This is a genomic window from Pseudarthrobacter sp. LMD1-1-1.1 (assembly GCF_040676255.1).
Classification (GTDB): Bacteria; Actinomycetota; Actinomycetes; order Actinomycetales; family Micrococcaceae; genus Arthrobacter.
In genome coordinates, this window is sequence record NZ_JBEGHP010000012.1 from 392,273 (window position 1) to 418,465 (window position 26,193).

A 26,193-nucleotide genomic window follows, 5' to 3' on the forward strand; every position below is an offset into this window, starting at 1 on the left:
CCAGGCCGCCTTGAGCTCTTCAGGCGCCTGACCCCTCACGCCGCCTTGACCAAGGGCAGCTCGTCCCAGTGCGTCGTATAGCGGGGCGAGCGCATGTCACGTTTCATGGTCCAGCCCGGACCTGATGCCCGCGTGCCCCAGCCCGATGGTGCCCCGCCCGAAGCGGCGGCTCACATCCTCAAGCAGCGGCCCGATGCCGCGTTCCTCATGCCGGTTCTCGAATGGCTCCAGGGGCGGCTGGTTCCCCGTGGGCCGCAGGTCGGTGAGCATCAGCCCCGCCTTGGCGTATTTGAGCCCGTCCCGGATACTGGGCAGCAGCGCATGCGCCGCCCTGGTGAGCAGCAGCGGATCCGCCGTAGGCATGGGCAGCGGGACGCATACAGACGGGTACGCCTGCTCGTGGTCCCGGAAGGGGGACGTGGCAGCAAACGCCGTCAGGACCTTTGCCTGCAGCCCGTGCTTTGAGAGCCTGGCGCTCGCCTGCTGCCCGTAGATGCTGAGCACCTCCCGAAGCCCGGCGGCGGTGGTCACAGGGGTGGCGAAAGAGCGGGAAAAGATCAGCTGGTCGCGGCCGATGCGCTCTTCTTCCATCGGGATGCAGGGGGTGCCCCGCAGTTCCAGGACCGTGCGCATCAGCACCACCGAGAACTTATTCCTGATCATTACCGGATCCGCCCTGACAAGGTCCTGGACAGTGAAGATGCCCAGCACATTGAGGCGCTTTGTGAGCCGCCCGGCAATGCCCCAGATCTCATTGACAGGAAGCCGGGACATCAAACCCTCCCGCACGTCAGCCGGAACGCATTCCCACAGGCAGACTCCGCCAAAGGCGGGATTGTTCTTGGCCCATTTATTGCAGAGTTTCGCCAGGGTTTTAGTGGGGGCGATGCCAACGCACACGGGAACCCCCACGTGCCGCCGGACTGCCTCTTTCATCCTCCGGCCAAGGGACAGCAGCTCGTCCGGGGTGCCCTTGACGCCCAGGAATGCCTCGTCGATGCTGTAGACCTCCAGCCAGGCCGAGTACCTGCCCAGCAGTTCCATTACGCGGGAGCTGATGTCGCCGTACAGCTCATAGTTGCTGGATTTTGCCACCAGGCCCCACTCCTTGGCCCGCGGCGCGAGTTTGAACCACGGTTCGCCGGTGGCGATGCCCAGTGCCTTCGCTTCCGGGGAACGGGTCACGGCGCAGCCGTCATTGTTGGAGAGCACCACCAGCGGCCGCCCTTCCAGGGAGGGGTCGAAGGCGCGCTCGGCGGAGGCGTAGAAGCAGTTGACGTCCACGTGCGCGATCTGCGGCATCTGCCGCATGTGGACGGGCTTAGCCATGCTGGTCCCCAAGCGCGGGCAGCTCAGACATGGTGCAGGCACCTGGTGGCAACGCCCCAGATGGTCAGCTCGGACAGTGCGGGCACGTGGATGTCCGGGTACTTGGGGTTCTCCGCCTGCAGCACCACGCCAGTGCGGGTGATGCGCAAGCGCTTGACCGTCAGTTCCCCGTCCAGGACGGCGATCACCACGGCCCCGTCCCTGGGCTCGAGGGCCCGGTTGACGATCAGTTCGTCCCCGTCGCTGATGCCGGCACCCTCCATGGAATCCCCCGTCACCCGGACCACGAAGGTGCTGGTGATGTCCTTGATCAGGTGCGCGTTCAGGTCGATCCGGCCGTCGAAGTAGTCCTGTGCCGGCGACGGAAAGCCCGCCGCCACCGCGACCGGGGAAATCAGCACCGAGAACAACGAGGCGCCCGCGTCTATCACGCGGGGACCGACAATAACGCCCACAACACACCTTTATTCGAAAATATGTTCGATAGTTTCAGTGTAGCCCCGAGGGCTGACAACGGGCAGTCCCGCTCGGGGGGGGGGGGGGGGACTAGACTCAGGCCACTGTCTGCTCTGGGGGGAAACGATGCGGTTGGTACGGCTTTGGTGGATTGCGGCGGCGATGACGCCGGGACTGGCGGGGTGCGCGTACAGCGAGGTACCCGAGGGGCAGGCTCCAGTGCCGCCGCCCCCGGCCACCGCTGCCGCCCAGCCCGGCGCCGATCCGCGTGCTTCCGGGGTGGAAGACATGCGCCAGTGGTCCCAGGAGCAACTGCAGCCCAGGTTGCCCGGCGAGTTCGCCGGTTCCACCAGCTCGAACACCACGGTCAGCTTCGGATTCACTGGCGCGGAACCGGGTGGCTATGAGGTGCATTTCACCTGCGAGGGTCCGGTGACGGCAGAGGTTTCGCTTGCCAGCCAGGCCGGCGCCGAAGTCCTTCCCCCGCTGCAGGTCCCCTGTGACGGGAACATCTTCAAAACGCAGGTGGCGCTCGCCGTCCGGGGAGTGGACTTCGTCATGACTCCGGAAGGCGGAGCAGAGGGCCGTTACGCCTTCCGGCTGGTGCCGGCCTCCGCGAAGCCTCCCACCACGGTGCTGCCGGGAACGGATGGGCTGAAGACCGTGGTCCGCTCCAGTCAGACGTCCGCAACGGGACCCGAGGTGGAGCTCACGGGCCACATGGACAGGGACGGGGCCGGATGCGTCATCCTGCAGGCTGCCGACGGGAACGATTACACCCTGATCTTCCCCGAAGGAACCAGTTTCGACGCTGAAACGCTGGTAATGCCCGGCGGCCAGCGTCTTGCCGCCGGCGCCCCGGTAGTCCTCAAGGGCACCCGCGCCCCGGCCGATGAAAGCCTAAGCATGTGCCTGAACTACGCCCGGCTCCTGTCCGTGGAATCGGCGCACGGGAGCCAACCGCCCACGTAGACTTGCAGGATGCGGTTGGTAGCAAGCGATATTGACGGAACGATCCTCGGACACGACGGAAAAATCAGTGACCGCACCATCCGTGCCTTCCACGCCTGCCGGGATGCCGGCGTCGAACTGGTGTTTGTGACCGGCCGCCCGCCCCGCTGGCTGCACCCCCTGGAGGAACAGCTGGGCCACACCGGCCGGGTGATCTGCTCCAATGGTGCCGTCGTGTGGGATCTTGAAGCGGACCGCCTGGTCTCCGCCCGCACGCTGGCCATCGAGACCGTCCTGGAAGCCCGCCGCATCATCAAGGGGCTCCGCCCGGCTGCGCTGTTCGCCGCGGAAACGCTCACCGGATTCCACCTGGAACCGGGCTTCATCGAAAACGAGTCCAGCGAACTTCTCGCCGAATTCACCCCGGCGCCGTTGAAGCAAACCCTCACGGACGATGACTCCGTGGTCAAGTTCCTCGCCATCGTCCGCGATGGCACTCCGGACGATTTCCTCGCCGAGGTGGCGCCCGCCGTCGAACACCTGGCCGCCACCACCCACTCCTCCCCGGGCGTTGCGATGCTGGAACTGTCGCTGCCCGGCGTGAACAAGGCCGTCACGCTTGCCGAATACGCACGCGCACTGGGCATCGACGCCGCAGACGTGGTGGCCTTCGGCGACATGCCCAACGACATCGAGATGCTCCGCTGGGCCGGTCATGGGTACGCGATGGCCAGCGGCCATCCGGAAGCCATCCGCGCGGCCGGGCAGCAGGCGCCGCATTTTGACGACGACGGCGTGGCCCAGGTTTTGGAGGCCCGGCTCGCTGCCCTGGGCGTCCAGTTTTCCTGACGCCCGGGCTGTCCTGGACCCGGCACCCCCATTTTCACAGCTTGCGCTCACCTGGCGTTTACCTTCCCTGCGTAGCGTGAAGCGTGGAGAGCAGGCACCCTCCCGCCGGCTCGAAGGGGGCAACGATGGCACGAAACGTCAGGCAGCACGCGGCCGATGCGCCGCAGCGCAAAGCAACGCCCGCTCCGCACTGGAAACAGTTGCGCCAGGGTGACCGGGTCCGGGTCCTGTTCGCGCCCGGATTCGAGGCAGGCGGCGTGGTGGACACCGTCACGGCGGACCACACCGCGGTATGGGTCCACCTGGACGCCGGCCGTGGGCGGACCCTGCTGCACTGCGGCGACGGCGTGGACATCCTTCCCTGCGGAGAGACCGCCTGCCTGGACTGACGGTGGGTTTCCACTCATGGTGGGGGCGGTAGGCTCGCAGTGTGAGCCTGCCTTTCTTCGAGCACCCTGACGACGCCGGGCGGCAGCTTCCCATCGCCATGGCGCACCGAGGATTCTCGGCTGAGGGCCTGGAAAACTCCATGGCCGCGTTCCGCGCCGGCGTCGACCTCGGCTTCCGCTACCTCGAAACGGATGTGCACACGACGGCGGACGGCGTGCTGCTGCTCTTCCATGACGAAACCCTGGACCGGGTCACGGACGGCAGGGGCCGGGTGGCGGAACTTCCGGCCGCGGACGTGGCCAGGGCGCGGATCAACGGCCGCGAGCCCATCCCCACGTTCGACGAACTGGTCACCCAGCTTCCCGAAGCGCGGCTGAACCTCGACGTCAAGGACTGGGGCTCGGTCCGCAGCACCGCTGCCGCGATCGAGCGGCACCAGGTGCACCACCGCGTTCTGGTGACCAGCTTTTCGGACCGCCGGCGGCGCGCGGTGCTGAAACTGCTCAGCCAGCCTGTGGCTTCGTCCGCTGGAGTGGCCTCGAGCGCCCTCTTCACCTTGCTGGGGCCTGCGCTTCCACGTCCGGCGTTCCGGTGGCTCATGCGCCGGGTGCTCCGGGACGTGCATGCTCTGCAAGTGCCCGTCCGCTATGGGCGGGTGCCTGTAGTCACCACCGGTTTCATCCGGCGGGCGCATGACCTGGACCTGGTGGTTCATGTGTGGACCATCAACGATGCCGGCGAGATGCACCGGCTCCTCCAGTTGGGGGTGGACGGCATCGTCACCGACCGGGCGGACCTGCTCCGCGACGTGCTGCGCGCCCGAGGCCAGTGGCCGGAGAAGCCCGGGCAGGCTAACCGGGCGCCCGGCCCAGCTGCCTAGCCTCTGGCCTGCTCCCGGCTGCCTAGCCCCCGGCCTGTTCCCGGGCGCCTAGCCCTGGTCTGTTGCGGTGGGCGCCGTGGCGTCCCCGGCCAGGCCGGCGTCGTCCGTTGTGCCGTTCTGCTCCCGCTCGCCGTGCGCCCTGCTGTTGTGCGCCTTGTCGTTGTCGGCGTCGCCGCCCAGCGGGCTGTTGGAGACCGGCCCAGGGGCAGCCCCGGTTTTGAGGCCGGGCGCCTTCTGCTTCTCCGCCTCCATTGCGTTTGAGCCTTCGCTCAGGGACGAGTGGACCTCCACGTCGTCGCTGGGATCTGCCGGGTCCGGCACGTCCGTTTTCTCGGTCGGCTTGGATGTCCCGGCCAGGTCCTCCATGGCGTTTTCTGCTGCCTTGCCAATGCTGTCGCCGATACCCATGTGACTGCTCCTTCCGGCGTTGCGTGCCGGCCGCCCCAGCGGCGTGCCGGCCCTACTCCTCCAGAATTATCAGCATGCTTACAATTAGTCCAGTGCTGGGGAACCGAACCGCAGCCGGAGAGGAAAGGAAAGGCTATGAGCACTTACCATCCGGAAAATGACCCCGCGAACCCCGACCGCCCGGGTAAGGAAGAGGTGGGCGCCGCCCAGCCCCGTCCGGCGGAGCAGCGCAGCCGGGAGGCGGCCGGCTCGCCGAACCCGGATCCGCTGGAAGGCAATGTCACCGGCCTGGAACCGGGCGGGGGAGTCCCGCCGGGAGAGACGCCGCCGGCGGAGGGCCAGATGAGCAGGGACCAGGGCCACTCCGAATAGGGCCCGGACGTGCAGCGGGGCGGCGCATGCTGCCCGCCGCCCCGCTGACTGCGTCAGGTTCTCAGGACGACTCTGTTCCCCGGGTGGTGGCGCGAGGTTCCCCCGGCCCGGCCAGGTGGCGCTCCAGGCCGTCCATGTCGAGGCGCGTGTTCCAGCTGGCCCAGTCCTTGGGCCGCACCGACGGCCGGCCCAGCAGGTAGCCCTGGCCGGCGCTGATGCCCAGTTCCGTGAGGACCTGGAGTTCGCCCACCGTTTCGATGCCCTCGGCCACCAGGGTGATGCCAACCTGGTCGGTGAAGTCCACCAGGCATGCAGCCAGCGCACGCTGGAGGCCGTCCTTGTCGACGTCGCCGATCACGTTGCGGCCCACCTTGAGGAAGTCGGGCCCCAGGTGGACCATGCGGCTCAGCGCGCCGGCGCCGGTGTGGGTGTCGTCGACGGCAATGCGCAGGCCCTTTTCCCGCAGCGGATTGATCGCGGAAAGGAATTGCAGGTATTCCTCTTCGGGAATGTCCTGGGTCAATTCGAGCACCACCCGGTGGATGGGCAATTCAATGTGGTCGAAGAGCTCCGGCAGCCGCGGGTCCAGGCAGGACGTGGGGGAAATGTTGAGGGACACGTACAGGTCCTCGGGCAGGTCCTTCGCGGCCGCTGCCGCCGATCCCAGCGCGGAGAACTCGAGGTTGGCGCCCAGGCCCACCGCGGCGGCCTCGGCAAACCACAGCTCCGCGGCTGCGCCGTCGTCGCTGACGAACCGGGACAGCGCCTCTGCGCCCACCACGGTTCTTCCTTCCAGCCCGTAGATGGGCTGGAACGCGGTCATCAGCATCTGGTTCTCAAGCAGGGTGCTGATCCGGGACGCGCTGCGGATGGCATCCAGCTGCTCCGCAAACTGCGGCGGGAGCGCGGGCGGCGTGAGCCGCATATCCTTCGCGGCTTCCAATGTGTCCGTCATGGTGGCGTCGCTGCGCCGGGTCTCGAGGAGATACTCCAGCAGGGCCCGTTCCGGCACGCCGGGATTCTCATCGAGGCTGTTGCTCAGCCGCTGCCGCACAGCGGTTCCCGCAGGATCCGTATCCGCCAGCACGGCGGCGATAATTCCCCATGCCTGTACCCGAACCGACATTAGCAACGCCCCCAGTTGACGAAGTAATGACCCGATGGCCCCATAATGTTCAAATTTCCAAACGCCTTATAAAAGAACGGTGCTGCCAACCTGATTTCAGAGGCGGCGAAAAACCAGACACCGCACGCTGATCGTATAACGGCGGCCACGAAAGTGCAGTAGTTTTTGCGTTACTGGTTAGCGCTTTCCTGCTGGTCAGCCAGCAGTTCCGGAATCTGGTCGGGGGGAACAGGCCGGCTGAAGTAGTAGCCCTGGGCGCTGCGGCAACCCAGGCCGCGGAGGATTTCTGCCTGCTCCGCCGTTTCGACGCCCTCCCACACCGCTTCCAGCCCGCACGCCCGCACCAGCTGCAGGACTGCCGCCACCAGCGCGGGCTGGCTGGGGTCGCTCTCCAGCCCGGTGATCAGTGACCGGTCCACTTTGACCCGGTCCACCGGCAGCCGGCGAAGGTAGCTGATGGACGAGTAGCCGGTCCCGAAGTCGTCGATTTCGATGCCCACGCCCAGGCCGCGGAGCCCGCCCAGCGAATACCGGTCCAGCTCATTGCCTTTGACGATCGCCACTTCCGTCAACTCCAGCACAACCTGTTCAGGCCTGACGCCGGTCTCCTTCAGGGTGTTGCGCACGTCCTCGATGAACTGCAGGCTCTGCAGGTCCGTGGCGGAGATGTTGATGCGCACAGAGAACCGGCTGTCCACCAGGGCAGCATCAATCCAGGCCCGCAGCTGCTTCACGGCAGTCCTGAGGACCCACAGTCCAAGTTCGGAGATCAGGCCCGCCTCTTCGGCAAGGGGAATGAACTCGTCAGGCATGATGAAGCCGCGGGTGGGGTGGTTCCACCGGACCAGTGCCTCTACGCCTTCGATCCGACCGGTGCCAAGCTCCACCACCGGCTGGTAGTACAGGGTCAGTGCATCGTCCTTGATGGCGGCCCGCAGGTCATCCACCAGCTGGCTGCGGAGGCGGCGCACCAGCAGCAGGGCGGGCTCGAACCGGTGCAGCTTGTTCTGCCCTTCGGCCTTGGAGGCGTACATGGCGACGTCGGCCTCCATCAGCATGTCCTCAGGGCTTTGGCCCCCGCTGCCCACGCTGAGCCCGATGCTGGCACCACAGCGCACGCTGCGGCCGGGAAGCTCGATGGGGTCGTTGAGGGAGGCCAGGATGCGGTGCGCCACGATCGCCGCCTGGTCCGCCGATGCGGAGGGCATGACGATGGCGAATTCATCGCCGCCCAGGCGGGCTACGACGTCGGAGGCGCGCACCGCGGTCCGGAGCCTTTCACCCACGGTCACCAGGACCTGGTCCCCGGCCGTGTGCCCCAGGCTGTCGTTGATGGATTTGAACGCGTCCAGGTCCATCAACAGGATGGCCGGCCCCTCTTCGGATCCCCCGCCGTCCACCGCGGCACGGGCTTCCAGCGCGGAGCGAAGGGCTTCGAGCAGCGCCGACCGGTTGGCCAGCCCGGTCAGCGGGTCCTGCATGGCCATCTTCTGCATCTCAAGGTGGGCCTCGTGAAGGAGCTGGGTCCGGACCTGCACCCGCTGCTCGAGTTCCTCGTAGATGACCTGCAGGTCTTCGGCCAGCAGATTGGTGCCCATAATGATCGCATCGAGCTCGTCCCGGGCCGGGGAGACCTCTATCCGGGACGTGAGGTCGCCGGAGGCAAGCCGGACAATGCCTTCCAGGAGCTGGGAGAGCCGGGGATCGTCGTTGGCAAACATGGCCAGTCCTCCTTCGGCGCCTAGTTGGCCTGGACGCGGTCAGTGCCGAGGGGAAGGCTGACGGTGACGGTGGTCCCGGTGCCCAGGGTGGAAGCGACATCGATCCGCCCGCCGTGGCGGTCCACAATGTCCTTGGAGATGGCAAGGCCCAGCCCTGTTCCCGGGATGGCGCCGTTCATCGCGTTCGAGGCCCGGTAGAACCTGGTGAACACGTGGTTGATTTCGTCGTCCGAGATGCCGATGCCGGTGTCGGCGATGCGCACGGTGGCCCACTTGGACCCGTCCTCCGCGGCGTGGGATTCGCTGCCCACCTCGATCCGGCCGCCGCTGGGGGTGAACTTGATGGCATTGGACACGAGGTTGGTGAAGACCTGCTGGAGCTGCACCTCATCGGCCAGGATCTCCGGATCCTCCGGCACCGGGTCCACATCGATGGTGACGTTCTGCAGCGTGGCCAGCGGCCGGAGTGCCGCGGCAACCAAATCCAGGGTCCGTCCCAGGCGCACCGGCGCGAGCTGCATGTCCGCGTTGTCCAGCCCGCCGCGGGAGACGCTGAGCATGTCCTCGATGAGGGTCCGGAGCCGTTCGGTGTTGCGGACCACGATGTCCAGCATCTGGTGGACCTCCTTGGACACCGGGTGCTCGGTGCTCTCCTGGATCATGTCCAGGTACGCCATGATCGAGGTCAGCGGCGTGCGCAGCTCGTGGTTCACCGTGGCCAGGAAGTCCGTCTTTGCCTTGTCGAGTTCGCGCAGCTGCTTGACCACCTGCTGCTGGCTGCTGATCAGGTGGCTCTGGATGAGTCCGTAGGCGGCGTTTCCGGCCACGTGCTGGATCAGTCCCAGTTCGGCGCTGGACCACGTCCGTGGCCGGTCCATCATGGCGATCCAGATGATCCCCAGGGAGGAGTTGCCTTCGCCGATGGGCACCGCCAGCGTGGAGGCCGCTCCGGCAACGGCCCTGGCAGGCTTTTCGTCGGCCCTGGGCTCGGATTCGTTTCCGTCCGACGAGAGCGTCTCTGTCCCGGCCCAAAGCGCATCGGCCGCGGCGCGGGCCTCGTCCTCGCCGGGGAGGGCGTCCTTGGGCAGTTCCACCAGGCCCTGCCGGTGCCAGGCCGCCATGATCACCGGGACGCGGTGGTCCTCGAAGGTGGCCAGCACCACGTGGTCGGCCCTGAAGGTCCGGCCGAAACCGGAGACCACGTGGTTGGCGATCTCCTGGGGATCGTTGGTGGCGCGTACCGCGGCTGAGACCTCGCGCAGCTGTTCACGGAGCCCCTCGGCTTCCTGCCGGGCGGCGCGGCGCCGGGACACCTGCTCGATGAGGACGGATGCGCGGTGGACCAGCTCTTTGGGCTCCGGCGGCTTGGTGATGCAGTCGTGGACGCCGGCCGGGTTGGCTGCGGCTACCTCCTGCGGATTGTCCAGGTCCACCATCAGCAGGACGGGGGCTGCGGACTGGGCAGGGGACAGAAGCGCGTCGGCGACGACGACGGAGGGCTGGCCTGCGTCCAGCAACGCGGCGAGGCCGGCGGCGTCCGCCGCTTCCTGGACGCCGTACCCGGCGTCCCGCAGTGCCTGGGCGTTGCGGGCCAGGCGGCCGGCGTCGGGATCGGCGACGACGGCGGTGCGGGTCAGGGGCACGCCACTCGGCACAGCCGTCACAGTGTTCCCTTCCTCCCAGTTGAGTACATTCTAGGGGGACGGGGGCCGCACGGGTCCAGAGCGCCCGCGCCCACCCCGACATTCGTGCCCCGCGGGCAGGGCACGCCGTAATGTGGCCGAAGCTGCGCCGGTTGGCAGGGATGGAACATATATTTGAGCCGTGTCCTCCCCAACGAAGTCGCCGCGGTCCGTCCTGCAGAAGTACCTGATGCTTCCCAAGCTCGTCAGGTTGTCGCGGGGTGCGCCGAAAGACCGGCACCAGGCATGGGATACCTACTGGGCAGGAATCACGGCCACGGGCCCCGGGGGAGAGGTCCTGTGGGATTCGGGCAGCGACCATGAGTTCCTGGGCTACAAGGACAGCCTCCTGCGCTACCTGGACCCTGCGCTTCCTGTGGTGGATACCGGGTGCGGCCATGGCAGTTTCACCCGGGCGCTCGCAGGCGTCTTCCCCCGGGTCGTTGGCGTTGATGTCTCCCCGCACGCCGTTGACAGGGCCCGGGCGGAGTGCGGGGGAAGCGGCAACGTGACTTTCGAAGCGCGGGACATGACGGCGGAGGGTGCCGGGGCAGCCCTGGCAGAGTCCCTCAACGCAGGCAAGGAAGGGGCCAACGTCTTCATCCGCGGCGTCCTGCACGTCCTTGCCCCGGCGCACCAGATGGCACTGGTCGAAAACCTCCGGCTCCTGGCCGGGCACCGCGGCACCGTCTTCATGGCGGAAACCAACTTCCAGGGCAATCCGGTGGAGTATGTGTCCCACCTCGGGGCCACCACGCGGGGCATCCCGGCGCCGTTGGAACTGGCCATCCGCGGGCTCCCCATGCCGGGGCACTTCGGGCCCGAAGAGCGCGAACGGACGTTCCCGGCGCCGGCCTGGGAACTCCTTGAAGATGGCCATACGGCCATCGAAACCAACCCCGTGACCGGCGTGCCCGGCCAGGACCGGGTGCCCGGGTACTACGCGATCGTCCGCCCCCGCCGTTAGGCCCGGGCAGGCCAATTAACCGTCCCCGCAGACTTGCCCGGATTCCCGCAGCCAGTCCGCAGGCCGCCGTCCTTCCCCTTGACACGGGCCGGATCCCGAGGCTCCATGGTAAGTAGACTTACTAGTTAGCCCGAGGTGAAAGGAAGGCCACGCCAGCCGGGGGGATGGTTCTGCACCTTCGACTCCCGGACACACTGGATGTCCTCTACCAGCAACAGCAGCGACGGCATCCACCGAATGTCTTCCGGTTGGAAAATCCCAGCCCGGAAGGCACCCAAGCCGCACCCGCGCCCCTGCGCCGGCTGGTTCCGGATTACCCTCCGGTACCGCCACCGGCAGCAGGCGCAAGACCTACAGGAACCACCATGAACAACCTCATTCCGTCCGGCGAACTCCGCAGGATGCTGCTGCCCCCCACCTATGGACGGCACGTCACGCCAGCCACCGAATTCACCATTCTGTCCGTGGAGGTATGGGCCTCCGGGTTGGTGGTGAACATCCACCTTCCCTCGGATGACGCCCCCGAGCCCCGGCTCGTGCTCCAGGACCATTTCGGAACCGAATACACACTGCAGGAATCCGCCACCGTCGGGGCCCGCAACCTGCAGGTCTTCACCCCATCCGTGCCGCCGGGCACCAGGAGCCTGACCATCAGATCGGCTGACGACGCCGGCAGCAGGCCCGTGGTGACCTTCGCCGTACCCCTCATGGCCGTGCCCGAAGGCCGGCCAAACCTGGAGGCGGCAGGCCGCGGGGCCTCTACTGCCGCGAGTGAGGAGTCCTACGAGTCCGAGCTCCGCCGCCCTGCCTGACCTACAGAAAGGCCCGCCATGCCCGACACCAGCAACTTCACGCCCACTGCCGCCATCGTCACCGCCTCCGACTCGGGAATCGGCAAGGCCACCGCTGTTGCGCTGGCCCGCGCCGGGATGGACGTGGGCGTCACCTGGCATTCGGACAAGGCCGGCGCGGAGGGGACGGCCGACGAGATCCGCAGCCTGGGGCGCAAGGCCGTGGTCCGCCAGCTTGACACCACCGAACTCCGCTCCGCTGCGGGCGTGATCGATGACCTCGCCGAGGAGCTGGGCGGCCTGGACGTCTTCGTCAACAACGCGGGGACGGGAACCAGCACCAAGTTCCTCGATCTGGGCATCGACGACTGGATGAAGATCCTCGACACGAACCTCAACGGCGCCTTTGTCTGCCTGCAGGCGGCGGCGCGGCGCATGGTCAAGGCCGGCAAGGGCGGCCGGCTGGTGGCGGTGTCCAGCGTGCACGAGTTCCAGCCGCGCGTGGGTTCATCCGCCTACGATGCCTCCAAGCATGGCCTGGGCGGCCTCATGAAAACGCTCGCACTGGAGCTGGGCCAGTACGGCATCACGGCCAACACGGTGGCCCCCGGCGAGATTGCCACGCCCATGACGGGGCAGGAGGACCAGGATCCGACGACGACGGCACGGCCCGGGGTGCCGCTCGGACGGCCCGGCCACGCGCGGGAGATCGCCGACGTCATCGCCTTCCTTGCCTCGCCGGCCTCCAGCTATGTGACGGGTGCGGCCTGGGTGGTGGACGGCGGCATGCTCCAGATGGGTCCGCAGGCGGGATCGCACCTCAGCGGCAATGAATGGCGCGAGGGATAGGCTGATCCGTCCGGCTGGGGGATCGCGCAGTCCGCATCGCGGAGATGGCAAGCGCTTTCCCGAGTGGTGCTGGCATGATGGAGCGCATGCGCATTCTTATCGCTCCGGACAAGTTCAAGGGGTCCCTGACGGCAGCTGAAGCCGCCGCCTCCATCGCTGAGGGGGCACTCCGGGTGTACCCGGACGCCGTCGCCACCCAGTTTCCCATCGCCGACGGCGGCGAGGGCACGCTGGAAGCGGCGGTGGCGGCAGGCTATGAGGAGCGGTTGAACGCCGTGGTGGGGCCAATCCTCGCCCCCCTTGGTGCCGCCTGGGCCATCCACAAGGCAGGCGACGGCAAGGTCACGGCGGTGATCGAAACGGCCCAGGCGTCCGGCCTGGCCGACATGGAGCCAATCCCGGCCAACGCCTTGCGCGCCCACAGCTATGGGTGCGGCCAGCTGATCGCCGCAGCCCTCGACGCCGGCGCCACCGAGATCGTCCTGGGGCTGGGCGGGTCCGCCATGACGGACGGAGGCAGCGGCGCCCTGCGCGCCCTCGGCCTGAAACCTTTGGACTCAGCAGGGAACGTGGTGCCCCTGGGGGGAGGTTCGCTGGCCGACGTCACGGCGCTGGACACAAGCGGGCTGGACCCGAGGCTCTCCGCCACCACGTTCCGCATCGCCGTCGACGTCCGCAACCCGCTGTACGGGCCGTCCGGCGCTGCCCACGTCTTCGCCCCGCAGAAAGGTGCGGACCAGGACGCCGTGGAAATGCTCGACGCCGGGCTCCGCAACTGGGCGTCGGTGCTGCGGGAAGCAACGGGCCGGGACGTGAACGTCCCCGGCGCCGGCGCCGCCGGTGGCTTCCCGGCGTCGTTCCTTGCGTTCACCAACGCCACGCTGGAAGGCGGCTTTGCGCTGGTGGCGGGGCTGACCGGACTGGCCACCCAGCTGGACCAGGCGGACCTGGTGATCACCGGCGAAGGATCCATGGACTCCCAGTCGCTCACCGGCAAGGCGCCGATCGCACTCGCGAACGCGGCCCGGGACCGCGGCATACCCGTCATTGTGGTGGCCGGCAGGATCCTGGTGACTTTCGAGGACCTCGCCGGACACGGCGTGGTGGCCGCGGCCCAGCTGCTGGACGTGGCGTCGAGTCCGGAAGATGCCGTGGCAAACGCCGGCAAGTACTTGGCCTGGGCAACAAGCCAGGTACTCGAAGGGGCCTGACCGGCGCGGAACGTCAGGCACCGGTCTCGTAGTGGGGCTCGGCAACAGGCTTCGATTCCGGGGATCCCTTCTCCCGCAGGTATACCGACGCCCCCACCAGGACACCGACGGCCAGGAACTCGCTCTGCCAGTTCTGGAAGGACTCGAACCAGAAGCGGCTGGTGCCCAGGTACTGCAGGAACGTGATGACGGGCTGGCCGTGGCTTTGCTGGTCTTGGTTGTACTCGTCCACCCCGCCGGCGGCATGGAGGAGGAACGAGGCAAGGAACAACACGAAAAACAGGATCGACAGGGAGTGCTCGTAGACCTTGAGTGCCATGCCGCCACGCCGGATCGGCCATGGGGTGGCGCTGCTGATACGCGCTTCCCGGGGGTCCTGGTCCTGAGGGGCCTTCCTGCCCATCGGCTTGGACTCGGATGAGCCCTTCTGGAACAGGAACACCGTGAGGACCACGTACATGCCCATCTGCAGGAACTCCGACTCCCAGTTCTCGAACGTGGCCTCAACGAACGCGCCGGTTCCCAGGAACTGAAGTACGGACACCGCCGGCTCCCCATGGGCCTGCTGGTCTTCGCTGTACGACGCTGCACCGGAGAGGACCATCCCCACGAAAAACGCGAGGAACAGGCCCAGGTTAGCCACCAGCAGCCCATGCTCTTTGGCCCACTTACGCATCCTCACTCCTTATCTTTGGCCGGGAGGATCCTCCCGGTGGCCCGTTTGTTCAGGCGAAGCGGAACGAAGACCAGCATCACCACCATGACGCCCAGCAGCGCGCCACCGGCCATGACCCCGGCGGACCGGCCTGCCGCAACATCGAAGACCAGGGCGGCTGTTCCCGCACTCAACAGGGCGATGCCGCCAAGGGCAATCTTGGTGATGGTGTCCGCGCTGGACACCAGCATTTCCTTCAGCCGTTTCCGGAAGAGCCGCCGGTGCACGCTGACCGGAAGGAGGATGAAGGCGGTGGTCAGGGCGGCAATCACCACATTGGTGAGGTAGAGGCCAACTTCCCAGTCGTCCAATTTTTCAAAGCGCTGCTGGAACGGCAGGGTCAGCAGGAAGCCGGCCAGGATCTGCACCCCGGTCTGGAGCACCCGCAACTCCTGCAGGAGTTCGGCCCAGTTGCGGTCCAGCTGCTCTTCGCGGGTCTCGTTCCGGCCCGTGCGGCCCGTGTAGTCCTCAACTTCGGACATCGGCGCTCCTTCCTTCCCGGCGGCGGTCCAAGTCTTCTTTCTACTCCTCCCGTACCCAGAAACAAGGCTGGCCGTTGCGCCCGCTACAACATTTGATAAGTTTACTGATTATTACCCGCGGTGGTGGACTTGGTCCGCTGCCCGGGATAGCTTCAAAGGGCCGGAGCACGGCGGAGCCCTTCTCTATCGACACAGGTCAACCGACAGCAGGCAGGCGGACATGAGCGACACGGACAAGCAGACAGACCAGCCGCAGGATCCGCGCGGCGGCTACCACTCGGGCCCCTTTCCCGAGCAGGAACAGAAGCAGCCCGGGCTCACGGCACCCATGGACCCCAAGCCGGACCACGGGGAGCTCAGCTACGAAGGACACGGCAAGCTCGAAGGCAAGGCCGCCCTCATCACCGGCGGCGACTCCGGCATCGGAAAGGCCGCAGCCATCGCGTTCGCCCGCGAAGGGGCCGACGTCGCCATCTCCTACCTGCCGGAAGAGGAAGACGACGCGCAGGACACCGCGGAGTGGATCCGCAAAACCGGGCGCCGGGTCCTCCTTCTTCCGGGCGACGGCCGTGAAGAGGAGTTCAGCACCCGCATCGTGGAGGAAACCGTTTCCGAATTCGGGCGGCTCGATGTCCTGGTGCTGAACGCGGCCTACCAGAAGAACCGGGAGAGCCTGGAGACGCTTCCCACCGAAGAGTTCGACCGGGTCTTCCGCACCAACCTCTATTCACTGCTGTGGTCGGCGCGGGCAGCCGTGCCGCACTTGAAGGCCGGGGCTTCGATCATCACCACGGCCTCCATCCAGGCCTTCAACCCGTCGCCGGAGCTCATCGACTACGCCATGACCAAAGCGGCGCAGGTGGCCTTCACCAAGGCCTTGGCCCAGGAGCTCGGCCCGAAGGGGATCCGGGTCAACGCGGTGGCCCCCGGCCCCATCTGGACACCCTTGATTCCCGCCACCGAGTGGCCGGACAAGCTCCCGTCCTTCGGCCAGGACACGCCGCTGGAGCGCGCGGGCCAACCCGCCGAACTCGCCGCAGCGTACGTACTGCTGGCGTCCGGGGACGGCTCCTACATCTCGGGCGCAGTCCTGCCCGTCACCGGCGGCAAGGGGCTCTAGGGGCGCCGCGCTCCAGGCAGTACCGGGTTCTACCGCCCGGACAGTATCAACAGACCAGCAACATCGGCAACGCACAACAGGAGGAAGCATGACGCAGGAAAACCAGCAGGCTGAACCCGAGTCGGCCCCGGGCGGCTACGGCACCCCCACCGCGGAGCAGGAGGCAGCCGGCACCCAGGGCGGCCAGCAGTCCAGCGGCGGCCAGCAGTCCGGCGGCGCTTCGTCGGCCGGCGCGGACACCAACGAACCGCAGTCCGGGACGGGCCAGAACCCGGTCCCGCACGACATGGACCTCCCCTCCAGCGCGGCGGAGATCGACGAGTCGAATGATGACTCCAAGGGGTCGGCGCCGGTCTCCTCGGAGTCCGGGCAGGAAGCCACGGGCATTCCGGACGGCAGCGGAAACGACCTTCCGCAGGAGAAGTCGCCGAACGACGACGACGAAAGCTTCGACGCCGGATAAGTCACCCTGGCCCCTGGCCTCCGTTTCCCCTGCCCGCAGCGGCAGCGGAAACGGGGGCCTTTGCCGTGCCCGCTGCTCCTCCTGACGGACCCATTCCGGCGGTCCCCCGCAGTGGCATACATCCCGTCCGGCTGGGTACGGAACACGCGAAACCACATCAGCCGGCAGGCAGGCAGCAGAAGGCATCCCCTCCTGCCCGCCGGCGTCAATTTCGACGCCAGGAAAGTGGACCTGTGGGCAGGAGATCTTCGGAGCAGTGGGCGCGGCAGCCGGACCGGCCGGACAAAGTGGCGGTGGACGTCCTGGTGCCCACGTGCAACCGGCCGGCGGAGCTGGCCGTCACCCTTGCGGGGCTGGCAGCGCAGCAGGAACCCGCGTTCGCCGTCGTCATCAGCGACCAGTCAGCGGGGCAGCCCGCGTGGGAACATCCGGCACCCGCAGCAATGGTGCGGGTGCTCGAGGCGCAGGGCCGGACCGTGACGCTGCTGCGCCACCTTCCACGGCGGGGACTGGCCGAACACCGGCAGTTCCTGCTGGACCAGTCCACCGCGGAGCAGTGCCTGTTCCTGGACGACGACGTTTGGCTGGAACCCGGCGCCCTGGAACGGCTGAGCCAGGCCCTCGCCGAGCTGCAATGCGGGTTTGTGGGCATGGCCCCGCAGGGGTTGTCCTTCCTGGACGATCCCCGGCCTGAAGAAACAGCGGCCTTCTCAGCCTGGGAGGGCCCGGTGGCGCCGGAGCGCATCCGCCCGGGCAGCCCGGAATTCGAGCGCTGGCCGCTGCACAACGCCGCGAACCTCAGCCATCTCAGTGCCGAACTGGCCCTGCAGTCTGGCGACTGGGTGCCCTACCGCGTGGCGTGGCTGGGCGGCTGCGTGCTGTACCGCAGGGAGGCGTTGAACGACGCCGGCGGGTTCCGTTTTTGGACCAGCCTTCCGGCAGACCATGCCGGCGAGGACGTCGTGGCCCAGTGGCAGGTGATGGAACGGTACGGCGGGGCCGGAATCCTGCCGTCCGGCGCGGTCCACCTTGAAGCGCCCACCACCGTGACGGACCGGCGGGTGGAGGCCCACGACGTCGTCCTCCGACAGGACTCCGCCGGGGCGCCCTAGTAGGCGTCAGGGCCTCAGGCTCCGCTGCCGCCGGCTGCTCCGGACAGCGGGTAGGCCACGTACGCGAAGCGGTCTGACGCCGGCGACCAGCTGTTGACGTTCAGGGTGCCTTGGCCGCCGAAGACCGGCCAGGTGTGGAGCGGGGTGGTCCAGTCCGTGGTGGAGACGAGGACGACGTCGACCGGCAGGTCTGCCGGGTGGCCTTGCGTTCCGGCGGGGAAGCGGATGTAGCCGGCCAGGCGGCCGTCCGGGGAGAGGTGCGGGAACCAGTCCACGGAGGCGCTGTCCACCAGCCGCTCGAACTGGCTTCCGTCGGTCCGGACGCGGGCGAGTTGGGCATGGCCGGGGAGGGTGGTGAAGGATTCCGTATTGAGGTACAGCCAGTCGCCGCCGGGCGAGTACTCGGGCCCGTCGCAGTGCCCGGGCCCGACGTCGACCCTGGCGGCAGCACCGCCGTCGGACTTTATGGTCATCAGGCGCCCCGGCCGTGTGAAGTCGCCGCCCTCAATCCCTACATATGCGAGCTCCGTGCCGTCGGGACTGACGCCATGCAGGAAATGGAAGGACCCGTCGTCGTCCGTGATCCTGGTGGCCTGTCCGCCCGCCAGGGGCGCCCGGTAGATGTGTCCGTCCTCCCCGGACAGGAAGATGGTGTCGCCGTCCGGGGCCAGGACATGGTCGTTATTGAGCGCCGGGAGGCCCGTCAGCCGGATCCCGGCAAGGGATCCGTCCGCCAGGTCCAGTTTCCACAGGAGGCCGTCGCCGTTCAGGATCAGTGCGCGGCCATCGAGCGTCCAGTTAGGTGCCTCCAGGAGCATATTCCCGGTGGCGTATGCCAGTTCGAGCCCGCCGCCGGCCGAGGCAATCCAGACCTCGCACTGCTGGCCCGCTGCAGGGCACGCATGGCGTGGATCAGTCCTTGCTGCTGAAGGCGGCGTCGAAGCTGGTTTGGGAGGCTGGGAAATCGTACTTCTTGAGCGCTGCCAGTGCTTCGGGGGCCCCGTGGAGGCGGTCCATGCCGGCGTCTTCCCATTCGATGCTGATGGGGCCGGTGTAGCCAATGGCGGCGAGGGCGCGGAACGAGGCTTCCCAGGGGACGTCGCCGCGGCCGGCGGAGACGAAGTCCCAGCCACGGCGGGGGTCGCCCCAGGGCAGGTGGGAACCCAGGACGGTGTTGCGGCCGGTTTGGCGGATCTTGGTGTCCTTGCAGTCCACGTGGTAGACCCGGTCCTTGAAATCCCAGATGAAGGAGACGGGGTCAATGCCCTGCCACATCATGTGGGAGGGGTCCCAGTTCAGGCCGAACGCTTCGCGGTGGCCGATGGCTTCAAGGGTGCGGACGGTGGTCCAGTAGTCGTAGGCGATTTCGGAGGGGTGGACTTCGTGGGCGAACCGGACCCCGCATTCGTCAAAGACGTCCAGGATGGGGTTCCAGCGGTCGGCGAAGTCCTGGTAGCCGGCGTCGATGACTTTTTCCGGGACGGGCGGGAACATGGCGACGTACTGCCAGATGGAGGAGCCGGTGAACCCGACGACGGTGTCCACGCCGAGGGCTTTGGCGAGCCGGGCGGTGTGCTTCATTTCCTCGGCGGCGCGCTGGCGGACGCCTTCGGGGTCGCCGTCGCCCCAGACCTTGGACCCGACGATGGCCTGGTGGCGGAAGTCGATGGGGTCATCGCAGACGGCCTGGCCCTTGAGGTGGTTGGAGATGGCCCAGACCTTGAGGTTGTACTTGTCCAGGATTGCCAGTTTGGACTCGACGTAGCCCGGTTCATCCCAGCGCCAGGCGTCCAGGTGGTCTCCGGAGACGGCGATTTCCAGGCCGTCGTAGCCCCAGCCGGAAGCAAGCTTCGCGACTTCTTCGAAGGGCAGGTCGGCCCACTGGCCGGTGAACAGGGTGAACGGGCGGGGCATTCGGGGCTCCTTGGCTTAAAGCTGGACTGGCGGGCGCTGCCGGGTCAGGCGTTAGTGGCGGACGACGGTGAGGGTGCTTTTGTTGGCGGCGGATTCCTCCACAGCGTTCAGGATGTGCTGGACGTTCAGTCCTTCTTCGAACGACGGCGAGGGCTGGGTTCCGTCCTTGATGGCGGTGAGGAAGTCGCGGATTTGGTGGGTGAAGGTGTGTTCCCAGCCGATGATGTGGCCCTGCGGCCACCAGGCTTCCAGGTAGGGGTGGCTGGGTTCGTTGACCAGGATTCGGCGGAAGCCCTGTTCCCGCACCGGGGCGGTGGCGTCCAGGAAGCCGAGTTCGTTGAGGTTTTCCAGGTCGAACAGGAGGCTGCCCTTGTCCCCATAGATCTCGATCTGGAGGCTGTTTTTCCGTCCCGTGGCCACCCGGGAGACCTCCACTGAGGCGATGGCCCCGGAGGTGAGGGACAGCGTGGCCCAGGCGGCGTCGTCGACCGTGACGTCCTCGGTGCCGTTCTTGCCGGGGCGCTGGTCCACGAAAGTGTTGAGCCGCCCGGACACCTCGGTGACCTGGTCGCCGAGGAGGAACAGGACCTGGTCGATTGCGTGGGAGGCGATGTCGCCCAGGGCACCGGACCCGGCCGTTTCCTTCCGCAGCCGCCAGGTCATGGGTGCCTGGGCGTCCGCGAGCCAGTCCTGCAGGTACGCGGCCCGGACGTGCCGGACGGTGCCCAGCCGGCCTTCGGCGATCAGTTCCTTCGCGAGGGCCAGGGCCGGGACGCGGCGGTAGTTGAACCCGATCATCGACTGCACGCCCCGGGCCCTGGCTTTGGCTGCGGCGGCGGTCATGAGTTCGGCTTCGGCCAGGGTGTTGGCCAGGGGTTTTTCCACCAGGACGTGCTTGCCTGCCTCCAGCGCGGCGATGGCGATCTCCGCGTGCATCCAGCCCGGGGCGCAGATGTCCACGATGTCGATGTCATCGCGGGTGATCACCGTGCGCCAGTCCGTTGCCGATTCGGCCCAGCCATACCTTTCCGCGGCCTCCGCGACCGCGGTGGCGTCCCGGCCCACGAGGACTTTCTGCTCGAAGGCCGGGACGTCGAAGAAGCTGGCCACATTCCGCCACGCATTCGAGTGGGCCTTGCCCATGAAGGCATAACCGATGGCTGCCACGCCCAGCGGGCGCGAAGCCGGTCGGGAGGCCGGGGGTTCGGAGGGGTGTGCGGGTGCGGTCATGGTGCGTTCCTGCGTGCTTCCTGCTGGCTGGACTACGTGCTGGATTACTTGCTGGATCAGAGCGTGGCGGTTTCCGGCGCCCAGTCCTCGGGGAGGGCGGCGGAGGCCGGCGCCGAGCTTTCGACGTTCACGAACGTGCCCGAATCGATGGACTCGGAGATGGACACCATGGTGTCCAGCACGTGGTACGCCAGTTCGCCGGTGGCACGGTGCTTCACACCGGCGCGGAGAGAGCGGGCCATGTCCAGGACGCCCATGCCGCGGCCGTTGGCGGGCCCGGTGGCGGGAACCGTGGTCCAGTCCTCGTCGCCGGCACGCCAGAGCTTGATGTCTCCGGTGAAGTAGTTGGGGTCCGGCAGCGAAATGGTGGCTTCCGTTCCGGTGATCTCCACGAAACCCATCCGGGTCCGGGGGGATTCGAAGGAGAAGACGCTGTGCGAGGAGGCGCCGGATTCGAACTGCGCCATGGCGGAGACGTGGGTGGGCACCTCGACGGTGAACTCCTCGCCCGCCTTGGGTCCCGAACCGATCACGCGCACGTCCTTGGCCTTGGAACCGACGGCGGCCACCTTGCGGATGGAGCCGAAGGCCTGGACCAGGGCGGTCAGATAGTAGGGGCCCATGTCGAACAGCGGGCCGGCGCCGTGCTGGAAGAGGAAGGCCGGGTTCGGATGCCACGACTCCGGGCCGGGGGTCTGGAACGTGGTCATTGCGGTCAGCGGCGTGCCGATGTCGCCGCGCTGGATCAGGCGCAGCGCCGTTTGGATACCGGCGCCGAGGAAGGTGTCCGGCGCGCAGCCCAGCCTGATGCCGGCGGAGTCGGCGGTCTTGAGCAGGCCCAGGCCGGATTCGCGGTCCAGGGAGAACGGCTTCTCCGTCCAGACGTGCTTGCCCGCGTTGACGGCTGCGGTGGCCACCTCCACGTGGGCTGCGGGGATGGTGAGGTTGACGATGATTTCGACGTCGGGGTGGTTCAGGGCCTTGTCCACGCCTCCCCACTCAGGGATGCCGTACTCCTTGGCGCGGGCTTCGGCGGCGTCCTCGAAGAGGTCGGCGATGACGTGGACCTTGAGGTCGGGGAACGCCGTGAGGTTGTCCAGGTATTGCTTGCTGATCACGCCGGCGCCGATGACGCCGACGCCCACCGGGCCGCTGCGGGCCGGCGTGCCGGCGGGGGTGCTCATGCGTTGGCTCCTTCGGCTGCGGTGTTGCTCTCCAGGAAGGCGAGGCTCTGGGCGATGCCCTCGAAGATGTCGCCGTCGTAGTCGTCAAACTCCACCACGCCTACCTCGAGGGACTGCGCGGCGGCGATGACGTCCATGACCGGGACCTTGCCCTGGCCTGCCGGACGCTGGGCCTTGTTGTCCTTGTTCAGCGGGCCATCCTTGATGTGGATGAACTTCACGCGGCCGCCGAGCTTGGTGAGGATGTCGATCGGGTCCTGGCCGCCGACGGCCACCCAGTAGGTGTCCACTTCGAGGACCAGTCCCGGGTCCAGCAGGGACTCGAAGTACTCCAGGGCGGTGCGGCCCTCGATGGTGGACTCCAGCTCCCAGGCGTGGTTGTGGTAGCCAACCCGGATGCCGTACCCGGCGCCCTTCTTCGCCGCGGCGTTGAGCTTGGCGGCGGTCGCCTGGATGTCCTCCGCCTTCTGCCAGTGCTCGGCGGGCAGGAACGGATCGATGACCGTGGTGATGCCCAGTTCCTTCGCGGCGGCGAAGATTTCGTCCTGGTCCTGGCTCATCAGGGGCGCGTGGCCGGACGGCGCGGTGAGGCCGTTTTCCTTCAGGGCGGCGCCGAGTTCCTTGGCAGTGGCCACGAAGTTGTAGGGCTCAACCTGGGTGTAGCCGATTTCGGCGACTTTCCGGATAGTGCCCGGGAGGTCCTCCGCGATCGCGTTGCGCAGGGTGTAGAGCTGAAGTGAGTAGGACATGGGTTTCCTTAGCGTTCTGTTGTGAATCGAAGTGGACTGGGGTCAGCGGCCGGCGAGCGAGCCGCCGATGCCGCCGACGCTGAAGTATTTGTTCAGCGTGGCGAAGACGATGACGGGCGGGAGCATCATGACCACGGCCAGGGCCATGACGGATGTCCAGTCCGTGGCGTTCTGCTGGAAGAAGGACTGCACGCCCATGGGAAGGGTGAAGATTTCGTTCGAGCGCAGGAACACGATGGCTACGAGGTAGTCGTTCCAGGCCAGGAGGAAGGCGAAGATCGCGGTGGAGAGAACGCCGGGAAGGGAGTTCCGGAGGACCACCTTGGTGAACGAGCCGAACACGGAGCACCCGTCGATCCAGGATGCTTCCTCGAGGCTGATGGGGATGGAGTCGAAGTAGGCGGCCATCATCCAGGTGGCCACGGTCATGGTGGAGCCGACGTAGATGATGGTCAGGCCCAGGAGGTTGTCCACCAGGCCCATGCCGGCGAACAGGATGAACAGCGGCACCACGGAAGTGATGATGGGCAGCGACTGCATGACGAACAGCAGCAGCGAGTACCCGGACACCGCCTTGCTGCGGCCGCGGGAGAGGACGTAGCCGGCAGGGGCGGCAACAGCCACGGAGACCACCACGGTGGACAGGGTGGTGACCAGGCTGTTCTTCAACCAGGTGGCGGCCAGGGTCTTGGAGAAGACGTTGCCGAGGTTCTCGAACGTCAGGCCGGTGGCAGTGCTGTTGGGTCCGGGTGTGAAGGCCAGCAGCACGGTGACCATGATGGGCACCAGCACGATCCCCGTGATGATGAGGATTGCGGCGAAGCGCCACCAGCGGCCGCGCTGGCCCGCTTCGGAGAGGACCCTGCGCCGCTTGCCGGCGTCGATGCCGAGCGCGGGGCCGGATTCGGGATGGGCGTGGAGGACTGCGCTCATTATTCGACGCTCGACTTTCGGATCTGGCGGTACAGTATGACCGAGATGACCACCAGGGTCATCGTCATGAGGAAGGCGATGGCCACGCCGGGGCCGGTGGCGAAGTCCTGGAACACGGTCCGGTAGGCCAGGACCACCAGGGAGGTGGTGGCGTTGACCGGTCCGCCGCCGGTGAGCAGGTAGATGGTGGGAAAGTCGTTGACGCAGAAGATGGTCATCAGGATCCAGCTGATGTACGTGGAGCGGGCGATCAACGGCAGGGTGATCTGGGTGAACTGCTGCCAGCGGCTGGCGCCATCCATGCTGGCTGCCTCATAAACGGTGGTGTCCACCGAAGCCAGGGCGGCCGAGATCATCATCATCATGAACGGGAAGCTGACCCAGACCTTGAACACCATCACGGTGATGGAGGCCAGGGTGGGATCGGCCAGAAAGAGTGGCGTGCCCATGCCCAGGTTCCGGAACAGCGACGGGATCAGGCTGTCCGGGGTGGCCACCAGCCAGTTCCAGGCAGTGGAGGACACCACGATGGGCACCACCCAGGGCAGGAGCAGCAGGACCTTGAAAGTGCCGCCGCCGGGGATCTTGGTGCGCAGGAGCAGGGCCAGGCCCAGCCCCACCAGCCAGGACCCGAAGACGCCCACGATGGTGAACCACAGCGTGAACTGGGCAGCTTTCCAGAACGCCGGCGAGGTCAGGACGGTGGCGAAGTTCTGGCCCGCCACGAAGTTGCCGGTCTGGAGCAGGTCTCCGTCGTGCGTCGCCTGGATGGCGGCGTAGATCAGCGGGTAGCCGTGGATCAGGACAAGGAGGACCACGGAGGGGAGCAGGAGCCAGAAGAACGTCCTGGTGGCCTGCGCGGAGAGCTTGCTCTTGCGTTTTCCGGGGACGGCCCCGGACCCGCCGGGGGCAAGCCCGCGGCGGGCCCGGCTTAGGCCGGACTGGGTGGTGGTGCTGGACATGGGCGCTCGGTCCTACTTCTTCAGGACCGACTCGAGGCCGGACTGGAAGGTCTGCAGGGCAGTCTTGGCGTCGGCCTTGCCGGTGATGATGGTCTGGCTGAACTGGTTCAGTGCCTGGCCGCCGTCAAGGGCCGCCAGGTTCGCATTGAGCCGGCTGCCCTGGGCGGCGAAGGTCTTGGCAATAGGCTGCCAGTCCTTGACGATCTTGACGTTGTTGGGGTCGTTGGCGAACTCGGGGATCTCCGTGATCGACTTGAAGACCGGCAGGGCGGACATCAGCTTCTTCTGCCACAGCTGCTTGAGCTGGCCCAGGTAGTACACCAGGAACTCCTCCGAGGCTTCCTGCGACGGGGTGTTGGTGTACATCATGATGTTGTTCGGGAAGACGATGGTGGCCTTGTCCCCGTGCGGGCCCTTGATGGGGTCAGCCACCAGCAGGTCGCCGGAGGTGTCGCCCACGCGCTGCGGGACGTTCACCTGGAACAGGCCGTAGCCGGCCTTGCCGTCTTTCCACTGGGCGGACATATTGTCCGTGGTGTAGCTGACCGCGGCCGGGTCGACGATGCCGTTGGAGACGAGCTCCAGGACGAATTCCATGGCCTCGACGTTGCGGTCATTCATCAGGTCCAGCTCGCCGTCCTTGTTCCAGACGCCGCCGCCGTTGTTGACCATCATCATGATCATGGAGTGGTTGGCGTAGTTGTTCCCTGCGCCTGCGCCGGTGGTGAAGCCGAACGCGCCCACCTTCTTCAGTGCCTTGCCTGCTTCCAGCAGGGACGGCCAGTCCGTGGGCAGCGCAACGTTGGCTTTCTCGAACAGGGACTTGCGGTACCAGAAGACGCGCATGTCCAGCTGCCACGGGACCGCCACGTAGCCCTTGTCCGACTTGAAGGGGTCCAGCACGCCGGGCAGGAAGTCATCGAACTGGCCGTTGGCCTTCAGCTTCTCGATCACCTTGTCCGCGTAGGCGATCTGGCCCTGCTGCTCGAACTGGAACGCCTGGAAGCCGCCGCCCGTGGACACAGCCGGGCCCGTCTTGGAAGCAATCGCGGAGGAGAAGGTCTGGTAGAAATTGTTCCACTGGATGATCTGGTAGCTCGCCTTGGCGCCATTGGCACCGGAGAAACCTTCCGCGATGCCCTTGGCGGCATCGTTGTAGGCCGGTGTTGCCCAGGGCATGTCCCAGAACTTCACGGTGCCGCCGGCCCCGCCCCCGCCGCCTCCCTGCGATGCCGAGCCGCCGCCGCAGGCGGCGAGCAGGGGTACGGAGGCTGCGGCAGCCGTCAGGCCCAGGAAGCCGCGCCGGGAAAAGGAGCGGCGCTGTTCGGGAGTTGCGTTCATGATGTG

General features: G+C 67.1%; 27 protein-coding genes and 1 pseudogene. 12 read left to right on the forward strand and 16 right to left on the reverse strand.

Annotated features, from left to right (window positions below):
• Positions 1–35: 35 nt before the first annotated feature.
• Both MRBLMD1_RS07365 and MRBLMD1_RS07370 read right to left on the reverse strand, forming a co-directional pair.
• Positions 36–1,329: pseudogene (locus MRBLMD1_RS07365) on the reverse strand (Y-family DNA polymerase).
• A gap of 23 nt (positions 1,330–1,352) precedes the next feature.
• Positions 1,353–1,784 (reverse strand): LexA family protein, encoded by a 432-nt coding sequence (locus tag MRBLMD1_RS07370; protein ID WP_159634668.1) that lies wholly within the window; start codon positions 1,782–1,784, stop codon positions 1,353–1,355.
• Between the two features lie 163 nt (positions 1,785–1,947).
• Between MRBLMD1_RS07370 and MRBLMD1_RS07375 the strand changes: the two genes are divergently transcribed.
• The 4 genes from MRBLMD1_RS07375 to MRBLMD1_RS07390 all read left to right on the forward strand — a co-directional run bounded on the left by MRBLMD1_RS07375 (position 1,948) and on the right by MRBLMD1_RS07390 (position 4,855).
• Positions 1,948–2,757, forward strand: a complete 810-nt coding sequence (locus MRBLMD1_RS07375; RefSeq protein ID WP_364398541.1) for a hypothetical protein — start codon at positions 1,948–1,950, stop codon at positions 2,755–2,757.
• Positions 2,758–2,766: 9 nt separating this feature from the next.
• Positions 2,767–3,585, forward strand: coding sequence for an HAD family hydrolase (locus tag MRBLMD1_RS07380; RefSeq protein WP_364398543.1), 819 nt, complete (start codon positions 2,767–2,769; stop codon positions 3,583–3,585).
• A gap of 125 nt (positions 3,586–3,710) precedes the next feature.
• Positions 3,711–3,974 carry a hypothetical protein gene (locus tag MRBLMD1_RS07385; protein WP_159634626.1) on the forward strand — a complete coding sequence of 88 codons (264 nt, stop codon included), beginning with the start codon at positions 3,711–3,713 and terminating at the stop codon, positions 3,972–3,974.
• A gap of 41 nt (positions 3,975–4,015) precedes the next feature.
• On the forward strand, positions 4,016–4,855 hold the full coding sequence (locus MRBLMD1_RS07390; RefSeq protein ID WP_414703671.1) for a glycerophosphodiester phosphodiesterase family protein: 840 nt from the start codon (positions 4,016–4,018) through the stop codon (positions 4,853–4,855).
• 48 nt (positions 4,856–4,903) lie between these two features.
• Here MRBLMD1_RS07390 and MRBLMD1_RS07395 read toward each other — a convergent pair whose 3' ends face one another.
• On the reverse strand, positions 4,904–5,263 hold the full coding sequence (locus MRBLMD1_RS07395) for a hypothetical protein (protein ID WP_364398545.1): 360 nt from the start codon (positions 5,261–5,263) through the stop codon (positions 4,904–4,906).
• Between the two features lie 135 nt (positions 5,264–5,398).
• On the opposite strand from MRBLMD1_RS07395, the gene MRBLMD1_RS07400 reads away from it, so the two are divergent.
• A complete protein-coding gene (locus tag MRBLMD1_RS07400) occupies positions 5,399–5,635 on the forward strand; it encodes a DUF6480 family protein (RefSeq protein WP_224024140.1) in 237 nt (78 codons plus the stop codon).
• A 61-nt stretch (positions 5,636–5,696) separates the two neighbouring features.
• Here MRBLMD1_RS07400 and MRBLMD1_RS07405 read toward each other — a convergent pair whose 3' ends face one another.
• The 3 genes from MRBLMD1_RS07405 to MRBLMD1_RS07415 all read right to left on the reverse strand — a co-directional run bounded on the left by MRBLMD1_RS07405 (position 5,697) and on the right by MRBLMD1_RS07415 (position 10,146).
• Positions 5,697–6,761: an EAL domain-containing protein gene (locus MRBLMD1_RS07405; RefSeq protein ID WP_364398548.1), complete on the reverse strand. Its 1,065-nt coding sequence runs from the start codon at positions 6,759–6,761 to the stop codon at positions 5,697–5,699.
• Between the two features lie 170 nt (positions 6,762–6,931).
• Entirely contained in the window at positions 6,932–8,482 is a 1,551-nt protein-coding gene (locus tag MRBLMD1_RS07410; protein WP_275181433.1) for a putative bifunctional diguanylate cyclase/phosphodiesterase, read from the reverse strand.
• A 20-nt stretch (positions 8,483–8,502) separates the two neighbouring features.
• Positions 8,503–10,146 carry an ATP-binding protein gene (locus MRBLMD1_RS07415; protein WP_159634614.1) on the reverse strand — a complete coding sequence of 548 codons (1,644 nt, stop codon included), beginning with the start codon at positions 10,144–10,146 and terminating at the stop codon, positions 8,503–8,505.
• Between the two features lie 208 nt (positions 10,147–10,354).
• On the opposite strand from MRBLMD1_RS07415, the gene MRBLMD1_RS07420 reads away from it, so the two are divergent.
• From MRBLMD1_RS07420 to MRBLMD1_RS07435, 4 genes are all read left to right on the forward strand, one after another.
• Positions 10,355–11,131, forward strand: coding sequence for a class I SAM-dependent methyltransferase (locus MRBLMD1_RS07420; RefSeq protein ID WP_224027254.1), 777 nt, complete (start codon positions 10,355–10,357; stop codon positions 11,129–11,131).
• A gap of 365 nt (positions 11,132–11,496) precedes the next feature.
• The gene (locus MRBLMD1_RS07425) at positions 11,497–11,943 is read left to right on the forward strand and encodes a hypothetical protein (RefSeq protein WP_364398551.1); all 447 of its coding nucleotides are present in this window, start codon (positions 11,497–11,499) and stop codon (positions 11,941–11,943) included.
• Between the two features lie 18 nt (positions 11,944–11,961).
• Positions 11,962–12,771 (forward strand): SDR family oxidoreductase, encoded by an 810-nt coding sequence (locus MRBLMD1_RS07430; RefSeq protein WP_364398553.1) that lies wholly within the window; start codon positions 11,962–11,964, stop codon positions 12,769–12,771.
• Between the two features lie 86 nt (positions 12,772–12,857).
• Positions 12,858–13,982, forward strand: coding sequence for a glycerate kinase (locus MRBLMD1_RS07435; protein WP_224024148.1), 1,125 nt, complete (start codon positions 12,858–12,860; stop codon positions 13,980–13,982).
• 13 nt (positions 13,983–13,995) lie between these two features.
• Here MRBLMD1_RS07435 and MRBLMD1_RS07440 read toward each other — a convergent pair whose 3' ends face one another.
• Together MRBLMD1_RS07440 and MRBLMD1_RS07445 are read right to left on the reverse strand one after the other, a co-directional pair.
• Positions 13,996–14,658 carry a DUF6766 family protein gene (locus MRBLMD1_RS07440; RefSeq protein ID WP_307491284.1) on the reverse strand — a complete coding sequence of 221 codons (663 nt, stop codon included), beginning with the start codon at positions 14,656–14,658 and terminating at the stop codon, positions 13,996–13,998.
• A 2-nt stretch (positions 14,659–14,660) separates the two neighbouring features.
• Complete coding sequence (locus MRBLMD1_RS07445) at positions 14,661–15,179, reverse strand: DUF6328 family protein (RefSeq protein ID WP_159634599.1); 519 nt, start codon at positions 15,177–15,179, stop codon at positions 14,661–14,663.
• 220 nt (positions 15,180–15,399) lie between these two features.
• Between MRBLMD1_RS07445 and MRBLMD1_RS07450 the strand changes: the two genes are divergently transcribed.
• The 3 genes from MRBLMD1_RS07450 to MRBLMD1_RS07460 all read left to right on the forward strand — a co-directional run bounded on the left by MRBLMD1_RS07450 (position 15,400) and on the right by MRBLMD1_RS07460 (position 17,874).
• Positions 15,400–16,299, forward strand: coding sequence for an SDR family oxidoreductase (locus tag MRBLMD1_RS07450; RefSeq protein ID WP_159634595.1), 900 nt, complete (start codon positions 15,400–15,402; stop codon positions 16,297–16,299).
• An 88-nt stretch (positions 16,300–16,387) separates the two neighbouring features.
• Positions 16,388–16,762, forward strand: coding sequence for a hypothetical protein (locus MRBLMD1_RS07455; protein ID WP_364398556.1), 375 nt, complete (start codon positions 16,388–16,390; stop codon positions 16,760–16,762).
• A gap of 233 nt (positions 16,763–16,995) precedes the next feature.
• Positions 16,996–17,874: a glycosyltransferase gene (locus MRBLMD1_RS07460; protein ID WP_364398558.1), complete on the forward strand. Its 879-nt coding sequence runs from the start codon at positions 16,996–16,998 to the stop codon at positions 17,872–17,874.
• A gap of 14 nt (positions 17,875–17,888) precedes the next feature.
• Here MRBLMD1_RS07460 and MRBLMD1_RS07465 read toward each other — a convergent pair whose 3' ends face one another.
• The 8 genes from MRBLMD1_RS07465 to MRBLMD1_RS07500 all read right to left on the reverse strand — a co-directional run bounded on the left by MRBLMD1_RS07465 (position 17,889) and on the right by MRBLMD1_RS07500 (position 26,187).
• The gene (locus tag MRBLMD1_RS07465; protein ID WP_364398560.1) at positions 17,889–18,692 is read right to left on the reverse strand and encodes a TolB family protein; all 804 of its coding nucleotides are present in this window, start codon (positions 18,690–18,692) and stop codon (positions 17,889–17,891) included.
• A gap of 94 nt (positions 18,693–18,786) precedes the next feature.
• Positions 18,787–19,788: a sugar phosphate isomerase/epimerase family protein gene (locus tag MRBLMD1_RS07470; RefSeq protein WP_159634583.1), complete on the reverse strand. Its 1,002-nt coding sequence runs from the start codon at positions 19,786–19,788 to the stop codon at positions 18,787–18,789.
• Positions 19,789–19,839: 51 nt separating this feature from the next.
• Positions 19,840–21,018 (reverse strand): Gfo/Idh/MocA family protein, encoded by a 1,179-nt coding sequence (locus tag MRBLMD1_RS07475; RefSeq protein WP_224024157.1) that lies wholly within the window; start codon positions 21,016–21,018, stop codon positions 19,840–19,842.
• Positions 21,019–21,074: 56 nt separating this feature from the next.
• Positions 21,075–22,202: a Gfo/Idh/MocA family protein gene (locus MRBLMD1_RS07480; RefSeq protein ID WP_364398563.1), complete on the reverse strand. Its 1,128-nt coding sequence runs from the start codon at positions 22,200–22,202 to the stop codon at positions 21,075–21,077.
• Positions 22,199–22,951: a sugar phosphate isomerase/epimerase family protein gene (locus MRBLMD1_RS07485; protein ID WP_364398565.1), complete on the reverse strand. Its 753-nt coding sequence runs from the start codon at positions 22,949–22,951 to the stop codon at positions 22,199–22,201. The genes MRBLMD1_RS07480 and MRBLMD1_RS07485 overlap by 4 nt, the downstream gene beginning before the upstream one ends.
• A gap of 42 nt (positions 22,952–22,993) precedes the next feature.
• A complete protein-coding gene (locus MRBLMD1_RS07490; RefSeq protein ID WP_159634571.1) occupies positions 22,994–23,884 on the reverse strand; it encodes a carbohydrate ABC transporter permease in 891 nt (296 codons plus the stop codon).
• On the reverse strand, positions 23,884–24,846 hold the full coding sequence (locus MRBLMD1_RS07495) for a carbohydrate ABC transporter permease (RefSeq protein WP_159634568.1): 963 nt from the start codon (positions 24,844–24,846) through the stop codon (positions 23,884–23,886). Before MRBLMD1_RS07495 ends, MRBLMD1_RS07490 begins: the two co-directional genes overlap by 1 nt.
• A gap of 12 nt (positions 24,847–24,858) precedes the next feature.
• Positions 24,859–26,187, reverse strand: coding sequence for an ABC transporter substrate-binding protein (locus MRBLMD1_RS07500; protein WP_159634565.1), 1,329 nt, complete (start codon positions 26,185–26,187; stop codon positions 24,859–24,861).
• Between the last annotated feature and the right edge of the window lie 6 nt (positions 26,188–26,193).